Source organism: Nocardioides donggukensis, from assembly GCF_014842875.1.
Classification (GTDB): Bacteria; Actinomycetota; Actinomycetes; order Propionibacteriales; family Nocardioidaceae; genus Nocardioides; species Nocardioides donggukensis.
Genome location: NZ_JACYXZ010000003.1, coordinates 605,295 through 620,711, shown reverse-complemented (window position 1 = coordinate 620,711; position 15,417 = coordinate 605,295). Strand labels below are relative to the sequence as shown.

Sequence of the window (15,417 nt, the reverse complement as noted above, 5' to 3'; positions counted from 1 at the left end):
GAGGATGCCAGCGGCCCTACGCTGGGCGGATGAGCCCCCTCGACTCGTGGACCCGCGCCACGCACACGGCCGACGGCATCAGTCACGACACCTACCGCAAGGGCACCGGGCCGGGGGTGATCGTGATCCACGAGATCCCGGGGATGACGGCGGAGGTGATCGCGTTCGGCGAGGAGGTGGTCGCCGCGGGGTACACCGTGGTCATGCCTCACCTCTTCGGCGAGGCCGGGGGCGCGATGTCACTGGGCGCGGTGGCGAAGGTCTTCCCCAGGCTGTGCGTGAACAAGGAGTTCACGAAGATCGCCCTCAACGAGACGACGCCGATCGCGACCTGGCTGCGGACCCTGGCCGCGGGCCTGCACGACGAGCTCGGTGGCCCCGGTGTCGGAGCCCTGGGCATGTGCTTCACCGGCGGCTACGCGCTGGCGATGATGGTCGACTCCTCGGTCGCCGCGCCGGTCCTGTGCCAGCCCAGCACTCCGCTGCCCCTGGGCCGTCAGCGGGCTGCGGACGTGAACCTCTCCCCGGAGGACCTGGCGATCGTCAGACGCCGCGCGGCGGCCGGATGTGCGGTCCTCGGGCTGCGCTACCGCGACGACAAGGCGACCGGGACCCGTTTCGAGACCCTGCGCGAGGAGCTCGGCGAGCAGTTCCTGTCCGTGGAGTTCGGGGGCAAGGGGCACTCGGTCGTCACCGAGCACCGACAGCAGGAGGCCGTCGACCGGATCCTGGCGTTCTTCGACGAGCGTCTGCACCACTGAGCGGCGACCGAGGTAGCGCGCGCCTGCGTCGCGGCACCTGACCCGACCGGGCGTCCGGGAACCGGGGTCGCCCCCTAGTGCGGCGCCTTGGTGGTGCGGGGGATGCTCGAGGTGAGGGAGAGTCCTGGACGGGCGAGCGGCGGAGGGCCCTGATGACCGCAGACCACGACCCACGTCAGCTCGGCCGGGCGTTCCGGGCCGAGGCCATCGATGAGGCGACCCTCCAGCAGATGGTGCAGATCCTCGACGCCCAGGACGCGGCCCCGGCGATCCGCCGGCTCCGGGACTGGGCGCTCGCCGCGGCCGCCGTACGCCGCGGGGAGCGGGTCGTCGACGTCGGCTGCGGCACCGGGACGATCTGCCGGGCGCTCGCCGGACTGGTCGGCCAGAGCGGGCAGGTGGTCGGCGTCGACCCGAGCGCGCTCATGCGCGGCATCGCCGAGCAGCGGGCGTTCGAGGGCGCGGTCCGTGTGGAGTTCGTCGACGGCAGCGCCGGCGACCTGCCCCTGCCGGACGGCGGGACCGACCTGGTGTGGTGCGAGCGGGTGCTCCAGCACGTCGACGACCCGCAGGCCGCCCTCGTCGAGATCGCCAGGGTGCTCAGGCCCGGTGGTCGGGCGCTGGTCCTCGACGCCGACCACGAGACCCGGGTGCACTCCGACGTGGACCCCGATGTCGCCGCTGCGATCAACCGCTCGTTCATGGGGCAGGTCGCGAACCCGAGGTCCGCGCGGCGGGTCCCGCGATTGGCCATGACCGCCGGCCTCCTCGTCGACCCCGATGTCGGGTCGTCGGCCGTCGTGATCTCGCAGGAGATGCTGCTCGAGACCCCGCTGCTGCCGATGGTCGCCGACCAGGCGGTGGCCGACGGCGCGGTCAGCCGCGCCGAGGCGGACGCCGCGGTGGCCGCCCAGCACGAGGCGGCCCGCCAGGGTTGGGCGTTCGCGTCGGTGACCGTCTTCGCGTTCCTGCTCCGCAAGCCGGAGGGCGACTGAGCCGGACCCCGAACAGGCTGGTGCTCAGCCGAAGACCGCCTCCGCCCACTCCGGGTGGTCGATGAACGGGTTCCGATTGCCCTGCCAGGTCTCGAAGATCCGGTCGTTGCGGCGCATCTCGAACGGGCTCGGCGGGTCGCCGGCGTTCCATGCGAGTAGCACCGAGAGACGTCCCAGGTAGGGGGGAGAACCCTCGTCCTCCCCGGCCGACGGTCAGCCCAGGGCGGCCCGGCAGGCCTTCTCGAGCCGACGGTGGCGGCGCCACCGGGCCAGCACGCCGAGCGGCGGTGGGAGCCCCACCCGGGCCGGGGCGGAGTCGGCCGCGAACCGGGTGCCGTCCCACGTGCCCGGCCAGGACCACTGGCGCCACCGCTCGAGGTCCGGGAAGGACAGGTCCTGCCCGAACAGCACCGCCGGCCCGCCGCCCGGTGGGTCGGCGTCGACCGAGACCTCCGGGTCGGCCGACCCGATCAGGTCGGACACGCCGGCCACGGCGGCCGTCAGCGGCCCGTCCCCGACCACGAGCAGGTGGTCGGTGACCGTGGAGCGTGCCCGGAACGGGTGCGCGGCGGTCACGGAGAGGTCGACCAGCACCCGCGGCAGCCACCACCAGTGCTCGCGACGCAGCAGCGGTGAGTCCGCCAGCAGCCGGGACGGTGGGTAGCCGCGCAGCTCCTGGTCGAGGAGCTCGGAGCTGAACCGGAGCCCCTCCCGGTCCTCGGTCACGGTGGGCGTGCAGCGCAGCAGCATCGGCTCGAAGCCGGTGCCGGTCGAGCGCGGCTCGGTCAGCGTCAGCAGCACCTCGTCGGCGCCGCCGATCGAGCGGGCGACCGGCGCGTCGGCGTACGGGAAGGCCAGCACCGGCCCGGACCCGCCCACCAGCGGGACCACCCCGCGCACGTGGATCGTGCCGTCGGCGTCCCGCCACGCGACCTCGGCCACCGAGGCGGAGCGGACCGCGGTCAGGACGTCGGGCATGGGGTCAGGGTAGGGGCTCCGCCGCGCCCGCCGCGCTCACGGCTCGACCGGCGGGGTGGTCTCCGGACGCTCGCCGCGCGACCTCCTCGACCGCGGCGCGGTGGGGCGGGACCGCTCGTCGCGCCAGACCGACCGCCCGGCGCTCGGCCCGTTGCCAGCCGGTCGGCGGCGGGCGCACGATGGCCCCGGCGCGTCAGTCTCGGATGTGCACCGTGCCGCCCGTGCATCCTGATGTGCCGTGAGGAGTGCGACGTGCCCGCCATCGTCATCGCCGGCATCAGCGGAGTGCTGTTCTTCCTGGGCTACCGCTACTACTCGGCGTACCTCCAGACCCACGTCTACGGGTGCGACCCGGCCTACGTCACGCCGGCGCACCGGTTCACCGACGGGGTCGACTTCGTGCCGACGAACAAGCACGTGGTCTTCGGTCACCACTTCACCTCCGTCGCCGGGGCCGCGCCGATCGTCGGCCCCGCCATCGCCGCGTTCTGGGGCTGGGGGCCGGCGCTGGCGTGGATCCTGGTCGGCACCATCTTCGCGGCCGGCGTGCACGACATGGGGTCGCTGGCGGTCTCGGTGCGGCACGGTGCGAAGAACATCGGCACGATCGCGCACGACGTCATCAGCAAGCGGGCCCGCACCCTCTTCCTGCTGATCATCTTCTTCCTGCTGACGCTGGTGAACGCGGTCTTCGCGGTCGTCATCGGCAACCTGTTCGTCGCCAACCCGGGCGCGGTGATCCCGATCTTCGTGGAGATCCCGCTCGCGATCGGGATCGGGCAGTACATCTACCGCTCCCGCTCCGCGGCGCTGGTGCCGTCGCTGTTCGGGGTGGTCGGCCTCTACCTGCTGATCTGGGTCGGCCAGGAGGTGCCGATCGACCTGACCGGCTTCGCCGACGCGATCGGCGTCGACAACCCGCGCAACGTCTGGGTCGTGATCATGTTCGCCTACGCGTTCATCGCCTCCCGGCTCCCCGTGTGGATGCTGCTGCAGCCGCGGGACTACATCAACTCCCACCAGCTCTTCATCGCGCTCGGCGTGATCGGGCTGGGCATGCTGGTCGGCTGGAACACGATCGCGGCCCCGGTGGTCAACGACGTGCCGGAGGGCTCGCCGTCGATCTTCCCGTTCCTGTTCATCACGATCGCGTGCGGAGCCATCTCCGGCTTCCACTCCCTGGTGGCGTCCGGGACCACGGCCAAGCAGATCGACAAGGAGCAGGACGTCCGGCACGTCGGCTACCTCGGCGCGGTCGGCGAGGGCAGCCTGGCGGTCGGCGCTCTGCTCGCGGTCACCGCCGGCGTCGCCGCCACTCGCGCGGACTGGTCGAGCCTCTACCCGGACTTCGCCACCGCCTCGGACGGCGCGGTCGGCAACTTCGTCAACGGCGTCGGGGTCTTCGCCAACAACCTCGGCGTCCCGCTCGACCTGGCGGTGATCTTCGCCGCGGTCGTGGTGATCTCGTTCGCCGCGACCACCATGGACACCGGCGTCCGGCTGCAGCGCTACATCGTCCAGGAGATCGCCGAGATCGCCGGCTGGCAGAAGCTGGCCCGCAACCTCACCCTGGCCGGACTGGTCGCCGTCGCGGTGCCGCTGGCGATGGCTCTGCTGCCCGGCGGCGGCGATGCCGGCTACACGTTCGGCGTCCTGTGGCAGCTCTTCGGCACCACCAACCAGCTCACCGCCGGCCTGGCGCTGGCCGTGGTCGCGGTCTGGGTGACCCACCAGGGCCGGAACCCGATCGCCGTGCTGGTGCCGCTGACCTTCCTGCTGGTGATGACCTCGTGGGCGCTCATCGTGAACCTGAAGAACTTCGTCCAGGCAGACGAGTGGGTGCTGGCGCCGCTCGACGCGATCATCTTCGTGCTGGCCGTGTGGCTGATGGTCGAGGCGTTCCTCGCGCTGCGCCGCTCCTGGGGCACCGGCACACCGCTGGAGGGCGGCACCCCGTCCGACGACGCCGGCGCCGCGCGGGCCACGGGCTCCGGCGACCGGGCCGGCTGAGCGGCGGGCCGCGGTGACCCGGGTCGTGCTGGTCCGCCCGTGGGTCGACGCCCGGGCGGGCGGCGGCTGCTGCGGCGGCGAGGTGAGCGACGGCGTCTGCCTCGAGGGCACCCACGACACCGAGGCGGTGGCCTCCGACCCGGTCGGGGAGGCCTACCGACGACTACGGGCGGCCCTGCCCGACGTCGATGTGCAGGTGGTCGACGCCGGCAACACCGCCTGGCTCCTGCCCTCGACCTTCCGGGCGGTACGCCGCCGGGCCGGGGTCGCCGCCGGCCTCCGGGCCGCGGTCGGCTCCACCACGGCCGGCGCAGTGCTCGTCGACGGGGACCGGGTCGGTGACCTCGGCGACCTCGGGCCGGACGGCGTGGTCGCGGCCGTGCAGCGGGCGCTCGCGGCGACCGGTTGAGCAGCTCAGGTGCAGGCCCTCGGCACGCGGCTGCGGACGAGGGTGCTGGGGTCGCCGCCGTCGAGCCCGTCCACGCGGACCACCAGCCGGGCGCCGGGCCTCATGCCGCGGGTTCCTACGGTCAGCACCTGGCGCTGCTCGGCGGCCACGCTCAGCGACGTCCGGGCGCTGCCGACCCGGGTGCGGTAGTGGGAGGGAGTCGTGCTCCCGGAGTTGTCGAGCACCAGCCGGACCCGCCTGCGGTCGCAGCGGAGGCTCACGTCGCCGTCCGGGCGGTGCTGCAGGACCGTCGTGGGGCCGCTGCCCAGGACCACCTTCGGGTGCACGATGTCGCCGCGCTCGTCGATCTCGTGCTGCACCTGGGTGAACGCCTCCCACTCGATGTGGGCCAGGTCGGTGCTCCGGGTGACGGTCGACCCTGCCGGCAGCCAGATGCCGTTGGCGTCGGGGTCGCCGGTCGGCCCCCAGGTCAGAAGGAAGCCGTCGTCGTTGGGATTGGTCCAGGTCACCTGCCCGAGTGAGTCCTCGCCCTCGGCCGTCACCCGCTCGTAGATCTTGAACGTGGCCGTCGCCGTGTCCGTGAGGCCACCGGTGTCCTCGACCTGATAGGTCGTCGTCGTGGTTCCGATGAAGCCGGCCGGCGGCGAGAGCTCCACGACTCCCTCGAACCGGGACAGTGCGAAGTCGTGGGCTGGATCCGGCGGGCTCAGCACCGTCCATCGGAGGATGTCGTAGTAGTTGGCCTCGAGGGCGATCAGCTGGTGGCGGAAGTTCGTACCCGCCTCGACCCACAGCGTCGTGTTGAAGGTGAGGGGCGGGACGTTGTCACCTGGCTCCTCGGCGGACGCCGCGGCGGGGCCCAGGGGCGAGACGAGGACACACGCCAGGAAGGCGGCGAGCACGGCGCGGCTTCGGTGGGTCCGGGCAAGCGGATGCGGCGATGGCACGAGTGACCTCCCGGGACGGCGACGGCGGTGACGCCGATGCTAGGCAGGCCTGCCCCGGCGGCGCAGGGCTTCGGCAACCTTCGCCCGGCAGGGCCCGGGCCCGCTGCCGTACGGGATCGGTGGACCTCGGGTTGCACGGCCCCGATGGGACGTGCCGCCGCGACGGCCTCAGATCCGCTCCGCGAGCTCGACCAGGTCCGCGACCTCGAGGTCGGGCGCGGTGAAGGCGGAGGGATAGGGCAGTCCGTTCCGGTTCACCCAGGCCGAGCGCAGCCCGGCCCGGCTGGCTCCATCGGTGTCCCACGCGTGCACCGCGACCAGGACCGCCTCCTCCGCCGACACCCGGCAGGCGTCCAGCGCGTGCTGGTAGGCACGGGGGGCCGGCTTCCAGATCCCGGCGTCGTCCACCGACAGGAACCGCTCGAGGTGGTCGGTCAGCCCGGCCCGCTCCAGTAGGCCCTCGGCGACGCTCGCCGAGCCGTTGCTGAGGGTGACCAGCCGCAGCCCGCGTCCGGCCAGTGCGGCCAGCCCGTCGGCGACGTCGGGATGCACCTCGAGGCTCATGAACGTGTCCAGGACCGTGCCGGCGGCCTCGTCCGGGTCGGTGCCGACCCCGTGGGCGGCGAGCTGATGCCGCACCTGGTCGCCGACCAGGTCCGCGAACGCCGGCCGCTCGCCGTGCACGGTGAGGGCGAACCCGTCCCGCAGGATCGCCGCGAACCAGGCGTTCACGGCCGACCCCGGGAGCCCGACCTCCTCGAAGGCCCCCGCGAGCGGGGAGAGGTCGGAGAGGGTCTCGTTGACGTCGAAGATCACGACCTTGGTGCTCATCCACCCGACCGTAGCGCTCCGGGGGTGACCCGGGGAGTGCGGCGCGGGGTCAGTGCTGGGTCCAGGCCTCGGTCTGGGTCAGCCAGAGCAGGTAGGTCAGGGCCGGTACGACGATCACGCCGGCCAGCGCGACCACCACCAGCAGCCCCTGCAGGGTGGCCGCGGCACCGGCCGCCTCGACGATCGTGAGCTCGTCGACCAGCAGCCAGGGGTACTGCCCGGCGCCCCAGCCGAGGACGACCGCAGCGACGGCGGCCACCGCGGTGCCGCGCGCCACGGCGTACCGGCGCCGATGCACCAGCGCCAGGGTGGCCAGCCCGGCCACGGCGGAGACCACGATCAGCGGCAGCGCCCGTCCGGACAGGCCCGCGAAGAGGGTCGGCGCGTCCGAGCGCAGGGGGAGCAGCGCTGCGAACACGACGGCGCCGGTCACCACGCCGACCGCCAGGGTGCGGGTGCGCAGTGTCTCGGCGAGGGCCGGCCGCCCGGCCCGGTCCGCGTCGGCGAGGAGGAACGAGCCGGCGAGGAAGGCGCAGGTGCCGACCGCGATCAGGCCCCCGAACAGTGAGGCGGGGGTGAGCCACGACGCGAACAGGTCGCCCTGGCCCGAGGCCGGCACCCGCCCGGAGGCGATCGCGCCCGCGGCACAGCCGAGGAAGAACGGGGTCAGCACCGAGGACGAGGCGAACACCGCCCCGAACAGACGCGCCTGACCCAGCGTGGCGGCGTACTTGCGGAACGCGAAGCTCGCGCCCCGCAGCACGATGCCGAGCAGGGCCAGCACCATCGGCACGAAGAGCGTGCTCATCGTGGCCGCGAAGGCGGTCGGGAAGCCGGTCCAGAACATCACCAGCACGTAGATCAGCCAGACGTGGTTGGCCTCCCAGACCGGGCCGAGGCTGTGGTCCACCAGGGTGCGCAGCTCGGCGCCGCGACGGCTGCCGCCCGCGGTCAGGTCGAAGAAGCCCGAGCCGAAGTCCGCGCCGCCGAAGACGGCGTAGATCACGACCCCCGCGAAGAGGGCCGCGACCACCGCCAGCTCCAGGCTCATCGCCGGCCGTCCCCGGCCGGTGCGGTGAGGGCGTCCGGGCCGTACGGGCTCGGGAGGTCCGCCTCGCCGTCCCGCCAGCGGCGCGCCATGGAGCGGAGGACCACGTAGGCGGCGACCGTCATCGCCGTGTAGACCACGACGGTCCCGGCCAGGGTCCACCACAGGTACGGGTTGTCCGTCGCGGCGTCCTCGGTGCGCAGCACCTGCCAGACGACCCACGGCTGGCGGCCGACCTCGGTGGCGACCCAGCCGGCCTCCATGGCGATGATCGCCAGCGGGCCGGAGACCGCCACGAACCGCAGGAACCACCGGCTGCCGGTCAGGTCGCGGCGCCGCCAGCGGGCGACCCAGAACACGACGACGGCGAGCGCGAGCAGCGTCCCGATGCCGACCATCGACTGGAAGGCGAGGTGGGTGATGTTGACCGGCGGCACCTGGTCGGGCGGCACCTGGTCCAGCCCCGGCACCGGCTTGTCGAAGGAGTTGCGGGCGATCAGCGAGCCGATCTTGGGGATGTCGATCGCCCACCGCACCTCCCCGTCGATGAGGAGCCCGCCCAGGCGCAGGGGCGCCGGCTGCTCGGTGGTCTCGGCGAGCTCGAACGCCGCCAGCTTGGCCGGCTGGGCCTCCGCGACCCGCAGCCCCAACACGTGTCCGATCAACGGCTGGACCAGGGCCGCGACGGTCGCGAAGCCGAACGGGACGGTGAAGCCGAGCCGGTGGTGCCGGTCGGTGCGTCCGCGCAGCATCCCCACGGCGTACACCCCGGCCACGGTGAAGCCGACGACCATGAACGCGGCCACCCACATGTGCGCGAACATCAGGAACACGCCGTCGTTGAACATCGCCGCCCACGGGTCCACGTCGACGACCTCCCCGTCGACGATCCGGAAGCCGTCGGGGTTGTTCATCCAGGCATTCACCGAGAGCACCGAGAAGGTGCCGGCGACGCCGGCGAGGGCCATCGGCAGGATCGTCAGCAGGTGGGCGCGCGGGGGCATCCGTCCCCAGCCGTAGAGGTAGATGCCGAGGAAGATCGCCTCGACGAAGAACGAGAGCCCCTCGAAGGCGAACGGCAGGCCGAGCACGTCGCCGAACGGCCCCATGAGACCCGGCCACAACAGACCCATCTCGAAGCTGAGCACGGTGCCGGAGACCGCGCCGATCGCGAACAGCACCGCCGACGACTTGGCCCAGCGCTGGGCGAGGACCAGGGCCTCGGCGTCGCCCTTGACCACGCCGCGCCAGTGCAGCACGAAGATCATCGCCGGCAGGGCGACGCCGAAGCAGGCCAGGATGATGTGCCACCCCAGCGAGAGCGCCATCTGCTGCCGTGCGGGGAGCAGCCCGGACGGCGCTTCGCTCGCCAGGACTGTCAGGAGTTCCGGGGTCAGGCCCACGCCCCGAATCTACGCGCGTGGGCGCGGTCACACCCGGTCGGGGCGGTGCTCTCAGGAGGCCGTCGGTCCGAGGCGCCGGGCCCGCGGGTCCAGCGCCAGGACGGCGCCGAGCACCACGGCGACGCCTGCCGCGGCCTCGCTGACCGCCGCGCCACCACCTGCCACGAACACCGCGCCCAGCACCAGCAGGTCGCCCGTCAGCAGGGCGACCAGGGCCGCCAGCCGGGCCCGGCCGACCAGCAGGATCCGGAGCGCGCACAGGCCGACGACGACCGCTCCCGCCAGGGCCCGCCAGGTGCCGGTCTCGCCGCCGCCCGTCTGCGGGTAGACCAGCATCTGCGAGACGAAGAGCCAGACCGAGGCGGCCGCCAGTGCCACACCGCCCACGGGAGCCAGGGAGGCCCGGAGTCCGGGCTGCCCCGCGAGCGCCGTACGCCGCTCCGCCTCGGTCTCCTCCACGTCCTCACGGATCGTCGGGCCGGTGTAGTGGGCGTCCGGTCCGGGCGCCTGGACCTGCCGGCCGTGGACCACGTCGGCGGCGAGGTCGCCGGCCGAGCCGTGCCGGGTCGTGTCGTAGAGCAGGCCCCCGCGCAGGCCGGCGGCGGCGCCGACCGCGAGGACGACGGCGCCCACCACCGCCCAGGGCCAGGACAGGAGGACGACGCCGGCGCCGGCCAGCGCCAGGCCGACGACCATCGTGGCGAGGCCGGCCCACGTCCAGCGAGGTCGGACCCGGTGCGTGGGCCCGGTCAGGTGGGAGCGCTTGGTCGGGTCGGTCATGGTGGGTCCGGTACCCGTTTGCCGACCGACGGAACCGGTTACCGGATGGTCGGACGCGACGAAAGGAGCACCCACCGTGTCATCGAAGAAGCCGCTCAGCCCACGCCGTACCGCCGGACGCGTGCTCGGCGTGGCCCGCGACACCGCCTACTTCGGGCTGGGGGTGACCGCCCGGGTGGGTGCCTCGGCCGTGAACCGCGCCTCGGCCCTGCTGGGCCGCGAGGAGGTCACCGTCACCGCTCCACCCGTGGAGCCGATGCCGCCGGCTCCCGTGCCCACCCCGGGGCCGCCGCCGGCGCCCGGACCCGCTCCCGCTCCCGACCCGGGCCCTGAGCCGGGGCCGATGCCGGTGCCCGGCCCGGAGCCGGTGCCCGCACCCGACCCGGTGGGGGAGGCGCTGGCCGCGGAGGCGCGCGCCGCGTCCGCGTCCGCGTCCGCGTCGGACGACTCTGCCCTGGAGGGGGACCTTGAGGGGGACCTGGTGACCCCGGCCGGCATCCCGGCGGCGGACCCGGCCGTCAACCCCGACACCGCGGAGGCCGACTTCCACCAGCAGGACACCCCGCCGCTGCTGGACGCCTCCACGGTCAAGTCGGTCACCCACGAGTCGGACGTGCTTCGTCGCGCGGCGGATGCCGGTCGAGGCTGAGCGACCGGGCTCCACGGGCGAATAATCGCCGCACCCTCGGTGTTGCACCGGTGAGGGGTGGAGACCGTCCCCGCCCGGATGCGAGGTGTCTCCCATGGACATCGCACTGTGGGTGATCCAGATCCTGCTGGCCGGAGTCTTCGCCATGGCCGGCGGCATGAAGGTGTCGCAGCCCAGGCAGAAGCTGGCGTCGAGCCAGCCGTGGGTGGAGGACTTCTCCTCGCGCACGGTGCGCCTGATCGGCGTGGCCGAGCTGCTCGCCGCGATCGGGCTGGTGCTGCCGGCCGCCGTGGACGTCCTGCCGGTGCTCACGCCGTTGGCGGCGACCGGCCTGGCCGTGCTCATGCTGCTCGCCGCCAACACGCACCGTCGCCGGGGTGAGACCCCCAACATCGGCGTCAACGCGGTCCTGCTGGTGCTGGCCGTCATCGTCGCGTGGGGACGGTTCGGTCCGTACTCGTTCTGAGGCTCGGGTCTCCGGACCGTCCGGCAGCCCTGACACAATGACGCCGTGATCCTCATCGACCCGCCGCAGGTGCCCTGGCGGGGCCGGATGTGGTCGCACCTGGTCTCGGACACCTCTCACGAGGAGCTGCACGAGTTCGCCGCGGCCCTGGGTGCGCCGGCCCGCGGCTTCGACCGGGACCACTACGACATCCCGGAGGAGTACTACGACGCCGCGCTCGAGGCCGGTGCCGAGCCGGTGTCGAGCCGGGAGCTGGTGCGGCGGATCACCGAGGCCGGACTGCGGCGCCGCAAGACCCGCTGATCGGCCGAGGGGAGGACGTTGGCCGGCTCCTGCCCCTGTCCAAGAGCCGCAATTGCGGCCGTCTGACATGGAATCGCGTCGAAAACATGTCGAACGGCCGCAATTGCGGCTCTTCGGCGCGGCGGCGATCTCCACCGGAGCGCCGCGGCCGGCCGGGTCACGCCAGGTCGTGCTCGAACGCGTACGCCGCGGCGGCGGTCCGCGAGGTCACCTCCAGCTTCGTGAAGATGTTGCTGAGGTGGCGGGCGACCGTCTTCTCGCTGAGCACCAGCTCGGCGGCGATCCCGGCGTTGCTCCGGCCGGACGCGACCAGCCGCAGCACCTCGGCCTCACGGCTGGTCAGACCGCCGGGCAGGCCATCGGGGGTGAGCAGCCGGTCCACCTCGGCGAGGTCGGGCCGCGCCCCCAGCTCCACGAGGGCCCGCCGGGCGGTCGTCAGCTCGGCCCGGGCCGAATCCCGGTCGCCGAGCGCCTCCAGGGCTCGGCCCACCAGAACCCTCGCCCGGGCCAGCTCGAAGGGACTCCCGATCGAGGACCACGCGGTCGACGCCTTGCGCAGATAGGGCAGCGCCCCCGCGGGGTCGCCCTCGGCCAGCTCCACCGCCCCGTGCGCCGTGGCGGCCGCGGCCAGCAGACCCGAGCAGCCGAACGCCGCGGCGGTCTCGTCCAGCTCCTCGGCCAGGCCGCGTGCGACGCCCGGCTCCCCACAGGCGAGCAACGCCTCGATGGCGCCGGGCAGCAGTCGGGACCGGGGCACCGACCCGGCCGTCTCGCCGAGCAGCCGGAGGACGGCGGCGCGGGCAGCCGCTCGACGACCCCGGGCCACCCACAGCAGGGCCAGGCCGGGTTGCGGCTCGTAGCCGTGGTCGGCGGCCCGGTCGTAGCTGGCCTCGGCGGCCTCGAGGTCGCCCAGCAGTCGTTGTACGTCGCCCCGCTCGGCCAGCGCCAGCCCGGCCGCGTCTGCCGAGGGCGAGGCGAGGTACCGCTCGACGGCGAGGTCGAACTCCTCGATCGCCTCGCGCCAGGCGCCGTGCAGCCGCATGATCTGACCGCGGTGGACGGCGCATTGGCCGGTGAACAGCACCAGTCCCGGCTGCTCCAGGCACCACCGGGTCAGGGCTGAGGTCCACTCGGCGGCCCGGCCGAGGTCCGAGACCTCCTGACAGCCCTCGATCATGACGCAGTACACGTGGCCGGCGAAGACCGGTGACACCTCGCCGGAGGCGACTCCTACCATCGCCTCGTCGAAGAGCGACAGCCCCTCGGGCACTCGTCCGGAGAGCAGCGTGAACCGGCCGACCGATGCCAGCCCGGTGAACAGGAGGTCCGGGTCCCCGAACCGGCGGCCGTGCTCGGCGACCTGCTCGGCACACGTCATGGCCTCGGCGAACTCACCGGCCGTGAGGTGCCGATACATCCTCAGCAGCGCGACGTACCCGCGCTCCACGGTGTCTTCGTCCAGCTCCTCGAGCAGCCGCTCCGCGCGGCCGGCCCAGGCCCGCCCCAGGGTCGGGTCGCCTCCGGCCGAGAACACCATGCCGAGCCAGAACGCGCAGCGGACGGCGCCGGCCGTCTCGTGGGCCTCCGTCCGGGCGGCGAACAGCTCCTGCAGGGCCGCCACCGTCTCGTCGTACCGGCCGAGCAGGTGCGCCGCCGTCGCCAGACCGGTCAGGTCCTCGGGGTCGAGCCGGTCCGGGTCAGCCGCGGACCAGGCCTCGAACGCCGCCGCCCAGTCGCCGCGCTCGAAGGTCTGCCTGGCCCGCTGCAGATCGTCGAGCACGCCCATCGCGGCACCTCCCTCCCGCCGAGGATACGGCGGGCACGGCCTCATGCGGCCCGGTCGACGCGGCGCACGGCCGCAGGGTCGCGACCCGCGACGCGGTCGACGATGCGGTCGGCGACGTACGCCGCGTCCCGGCCGATGCCGGGCAGCATCATCGAACTGAACGAGTACTGGAAGGACAGGCCGCAGAAGTACAGGCCCGGCTGGCCCTCCACCTCCCCGCGCATCTCGACCGGCCAGCCGTCCTCACCGAGGATCGGGAGGTGGATCCAGTCGAACGTTTGGCGGAACCCGGTCGCCCAGACCACGTTCGCCACCTCGCGCGGCACGCCGGCCACCACCGGACGGCCGTCCACGACCTCCTCGACGCGGTCGGTGACCCGCTCGACACCGCGCCGGGCGAGGTCGGAGCGCTTGACCCGCACCATGGGGCCGCCGTGGACGCGGACCAGGGGCATCTCCTTGCGCCCGATCGGGGTGCGTCGGGTGAGCACGTGCCGCCAGGCGAAGACGATCAGGGGGAACACCAGCCGGGCGTGCAGCGTCTCGATCCGCAGCGGGATCTGGCCGCAGTCGCGTCCCGCCAGCGTCGTCCGGTGGGTCAGTGCCACCTCGTGGGCGATGTCGGTGCCCGAGTGGGAGGCGCCGACGACCAGCACCGGGCCGTCGCGGAGCTGACCGGGTCGCCGGTACTCACTGGAGTGCAGCTGCAGGATGTCGGGGTCGAGCCGCGTGGCCAGGTCCGGGATCGACGGGGTGCGTCCGAAGCTGCCGGTGGCGACGACGACGTTGCTGCAGCGGTAGGTGTCGCGGCTGGTGCTCACCTGGTAGCCGCCGTCGGGTGCCGGGTCCAGGCTCTCCACCCGGACGCCGAGCCGCACCGGGAGCGCGAAGTGGTGGGCGTAGTGCTCGAGGTAGTCGGCGAGCTCCTCCTTGCCGGGGAACGACCACGGCTTCGCGGGGAACCTCAGGCCGGGCAGGCCGTCGTACCGGGCGGGGGAGTAGAGCCGCAGCGAGTCCCACTGCTGCCGCCAGTTGTCGCCGATCCGGGTGTTGGCGTCGAGGATCACGAAGTCGCGGCCGAGCCGCTGCAGGTGGTGGCCGGTCGACAGGCCGGCCTGTCCGGCGCCGATGATCACGGTCTCGATGTGGGTCGTCATGGCTGCTCCTCGGAGGTGCGGGAGCAGTCACGCTAGGAGGGCCGGACGGGTCGTCGCGTCGGTCGCACGGCGCATCCACGGTGCGAGGGGATGGGTGGTTCTGCCCATGCCCGTGGGGTGGGGGTGGTGCGCGGCCGGCATCGGCCGAGCTGTCGAACGGCCGCAATTGCGGCCGTCTGACATGGAATCGCGGCAAAAACATGTCGAACGGCCGCAATTGCGGCTCTTTGGCAGAGGGAGGGGCGGGAGCAGCGGCCCTCAGCCAGCCTGTCGGCGCAGCTCCTCGAGCTCGCGGGCGAGGTTCGACCGCGCCGGCTGCTCCCAGTGCCGCTGCCCGTGTGCGGTGCGGAACAGCCGACCGTGCCCGAGCAGTTCCTCGAGGATCGCGGCCCGCCCGCGGGCGAAGTCGGCGTCGGGGATGTGCGCGTACTCCGCGCGCACCCCGGCGACGTACTCCGCGTACCGCTCGTCGCCCGCGGCCAGGATCGCCAGGTCCGCGTCGCACAGCGCCTCGCCGTCGGCGTCGCCCGGTGCCGGGTCGTGGGACTTCGTGAGCCTCACCAGGCGGGCGACCTCGGCCCCGTCGGCGCCGGTGCCGGCCAGCTGCTCCTGGGCGAGGCGGGCGCTGCGATCCTCGTTGTCCCCGGCTGCGTCGTAGACCGCGTCGTGGTACCAGGCGGCCAGGATCAGGTCGCGGTTCTCCGAGGCGCCCAGCTCGTGCAGACGGTCCAGGACCTCGCCGAGGTGCCGTACGTCGTGGTAGCCGCGGCCGCGCCGGTACGCCTCCAGCAGGCGATCCCTCAGGTCGGATCGGTCGGGCAGCGGCCAGGGCAACGGCATGGGGTCATTGTCCACAGATCCCGATCGGGGTCTTCCGCCACGCCGGAGCGGTTG

General features: G+C 73.4%; 17 protein-coding genes. 7 read left to right on the top strand and 10 right to left on the bottom strand.

All coding sequences use genetic code 11. The annotated features are described in order from the left end of the window. The first annotated feature begins 29 nt into the window (after positions 1 to 29). Together IE331_RS13190 and IE331_RS13185 are read left to right on the top strand one after the other, a co-directional pair. Positions 30 to 761, top strand: a complete 732-nt coding sequence (locus IE331_RS13190; RefSeq protein WP_192143867.1) for a dienelactone hydrolase family protein — start codon at positions 30 to 32, stop codon at positions 759 to 761. Between the two features lie 152 nt (positions 762 to 913). Then, positions 914 to 1,756 (top strand): methyltransferase domain-containing protein, encoded by an 843-nt coding sequence (locus IE331_RS13185; protein ID WP_192143866.1) that lies wholly within the window; start codon positions 914 to 916, stop codon positions 1,754 to 1,756. A 24-nt stretch (positions 1,757 to 1,780) separates the two neighbouring features. Here the strand turns inward: IE331_RS13185 and IE331_RS13180 are convergent, their stop codons facing one another. Continuing rightward, positions 1,781 to 1,918, bottom strand: coding sequence for an endonuclease (locus IE331_RS13180; protein WP_318646823.1), 138 nt, complete (start codon positions 1,916 to 1,918; stop codon positions 1,781 to 1,783). Between the two features lie 51 nt (positions 1,919 to 1,969). Continuing rightward, positions 1,970 to 2,734 carry a pyridoxamine 5'-phosphate oxidase family protein gene (locus IE331_RS13175; RefSeq protein ID WP_192143865.1) on the bottom strand — a complete coding sequence of 255 codons (765 nt, stop codon included), beginning with the start codon at positions 2,732 to 2,734 and terminating at the stop codon, positions 1,970 to 1,972. A gap of 252 nt (positions 2,735 to 2,986) precedes the next feature. On the opposite strand from IE331_RS13175, the gene IE331_RS13170 reads away from it, so the two are divergent. Together IE331_RS13170 and IE331_RS13165 are read left to right on the top strand one after the other, a co-directional pair. Beyond that, entirely contained in the window at positions 2,987 to 4,744 is a 1,758-nt protein-coding gene (locus IE331_RS13170) for a carbon starvation CstA family protein (protein WP_192143864.1), read from the top strand. A gap of 13 nt (positions 4,745 to 4,757) precedes the next feature. Further along, a complete protein-coding gene (locus IE331_RS13165; protein WP_192143863.1) occupies positions 4,758 to 5,153 on the top strand; it encodes a hypothetical protein in 396 nt (131 codons plus the stop codon). Between the two features lie 5 nt (positions 5,154 to 5,158). Here the strand turns inward: IE331_RS13165 and IE331_RS13160 are convergent, their stop codons facing one another. The 5 genes from IE331_RS13160 to IE331_RS13140 form a co-directional block, all read right to left on the bottom strand. After that, positions 5,159 to 6,055 carry an Ig-like domain-containing protein gene (locus IE331_RS13160; RefSeq protein WP_192143862.1) on the bottom strand — a complete coding sequence of 299 codons (897 nt, stop codon included), beginning with the start codon at positions 6,053 to 6,055 and terminating at the stop codon, positions 5,159 to 5,161. Positions 6,056 to 6,268: 213 nt separating this feature from the next. Then, positions 6,269 to 6,931 carry a haloacid dehalogenase type II gene (locus tag IE331_RS13155; protein WP_192143861.1) on the bottom strand — a complete coding sequence of 221 codons (663 nt, stop codon included), beginning with the start codon at positions 6,929 to 6,931 and terminating at the stop codon, positions 6,269 to 6,271. A gap of 49 nt (positions 6,932 to 6,980) precedes the next feature. Further along, positions 6,981 to 7,982, bottom strand: coding sequence for a cytochrome d ubiquinol oxidase subunit II (locus IE331_RS13150; protein WP_192143860.1), 1,002 nt, complete (start codon positions 7,980 to 7,982; stop codon positions 6,981 to 6,983). Next, positions 7,979 to 9,382: a cytochrome ubiquinol oxidase subunit I gene (locus IE331_RS13145; protein WP_201931766.1), complete on the bottom strand. Its 1,404-nt coding sequence runs from the start codon at positions 9,380 to 9,382 to the stop codon at positions 7,979 to 7,981. The genes IE331_RS13150 and IE331_RS13145 overlap by 4 nt, the downstream gene beginning before the upstream one ends. A 51-nt stretch (positions 9,383 to 9,433) precedes the next feature. Then, complete coding sequence (locus IE331_RS13140) at positions 9,434 to 10,162, bottom strand: hypothetical protein (protein WP_192143859.1); 729 nt, start codon at positions 10,160 to 10,162, stop codon at positions 9,434 to 9,436. 76 nt (positions 10,163 to 10,238) lie between these two features. Between IE331_RS13140 and IE331_RS13135 the strand changes: the two genes are divergently transcribed. The 3 genes from IE331_RS13135 (at position 10,239) to IE331_RS13125 (ending at position 11,580) form a co-directional block, all read left to right on the top strand. Continuing rightward, a complete protein-coding gene (locus IE331_RS13135) occupies positions 10,239 to 10,811 on the top strand; it encodes a hypothetical protein (protein ID WP_192143858.1) in 573 nt (190 codons plus the stop codon). A gap of 94 nt (positions 10,812 to 10,905) precedes the next feature. Further along, a complete protein-coding gene (locus IE331_RS13130; RefSeq protein WP_192143857.1) occupies positions 10,906 to 11,277 on the top strand; it encodes a DoxX family protein in 372 nt (123 codons plus the stop codon). Between the two features lie 45 nt (positions 11,278 to 11,322). Next, a complete protein-coding gene (locus IE331_RS13125) occupies positions 11,323 to 11,580 on the top strand; it encodes a DUF4031 domain-containing protein (RefSeq protein WP_192143856.1) in 258 nt (85 codons plus the stop codon). A 157-nt stretch (positions 11,581 to 11,737) separates the two neighbouring features. On the opposite strand, the gene IE331_RS17020 is transcribed toward IE331_RS13125, so the two are convergent. The 3 genes from IE331_RS17020 to IE331_RS13110 form a co-directional block, all read right to left on the bottom strand. Further along, positions 11,738 to 13,366 carry a LuxR C-terminal-related transcriptional regulator gene (locus tag IE331_RS17020; protein ID WP_192143855.1) on the bottom strand — a complete coding sequence of 543 codons (1,629 nt, stop codon included), beginning with the start codon at positions 13,364 to 13,366 and terminating at the stop codon, positions 11,738 to 11,740. Between the two features lie 41 nt (positions 13,367 to 13,407). After that, positions 13,408 to 14,523: a flavin-containing monooxygenase gene (locus IE331_RS13115; RefSeq protein WP_192143854.1), complete on the bottom strand. Its 1,116-nt coding sequence runs from the start codon at positions 14,521 to 14,523 to the stop codon at positions 13,408 to 13,410. Between the two features lie 258 nt (positions 14,524 to 14,781). Continuing rightward, positions 14,782 to 15,363 carry an HD domain-containing protein gene (locus tag IE331_RS13110; protein ID WP_192143853.1) on the bottom strand — a complete coding sequence of 194 codons (582 nt, stop codon included), beginning with the start codon at positions 15,361 to 15,363 and terminating at the stop codon, positions 14,782 to 14,784. Between the last annotated feature and the right edge of the window lie 54 nt (positions 15,364 to 15,417).

Bases quoted from the DNA above. Each gene is read 5' to 3' on its own strand.
- IE331_RS13190 (WP_192143867.1), top strand. From the start codon at position 30: ATGAGCCCCCTCGACTCGTGGACCCGCGCCACGCACACGGCCGACGGC.
- IE331_RS13185 (WP_192143866.1), top strand. From the start codon at position 914: ATGACCGCAGACCACGACCCACGTCAGCTCGGCCGGGCGTTCCGGGCC.
- IE331_RS13175 (WP_192143865.1), bottom strand. From the start codon at position 2,734: ATGCCCGACGTCCTGACCGCGGTCCGCTCCGCCTCGGTGGCCGAGGTC.
- IE331_RS13155 (WP_192143861.1), bottom strand. From the start codon at position 6,931: ATGAGCACCAAGGTCGTGATCTTCGACGTCAACGAGACCCTCTCCGAC.
- IE331_RS13150 (WP_192143860.1), bottom strand. From the start codon at position 7,982: ATGAGCCTGGAGCTGGCGGTGGTCGCGGCCCTCTTCGCGGGGGTCGTG.
- IE331_RS13140 (WP_192143859.1), bottom strand. From the start codon at position 10,162: ATGACCGACCCGACCAAGCGCTCCCACCTGACCGGGCCCACGCACCGG.
- IE331_RS13130 (WP_192143857.1), top strand. From the start codon at position 10,906: ATGGACATCGCACTGTGGGTGATCCAGATCCTGCTGGCCGGAGTCTTC.
- IE331_RS17020 (WP_192143855.1), bottom strand. From the start codon at position 13,366: ATGGGCGTGCTCGACGATCTGCAGCGGGCCAGGCAGACCTTCGAGCGC.
- IE331_RS13115 (WP_192143854.1), bottom strand. From the start codon at position 14,523: ATGACGACCCACATCGAGACCGTGATCATCGGCGCCGGACAGGCCGGC.
- IE331_RS13110 (WP_192143853.1), bottom strand. From the start codon at position 15,363: ATGCCGTTGCCCTGGCCGCTGCCCGACCGATCCGACCTGAGGGATCGC.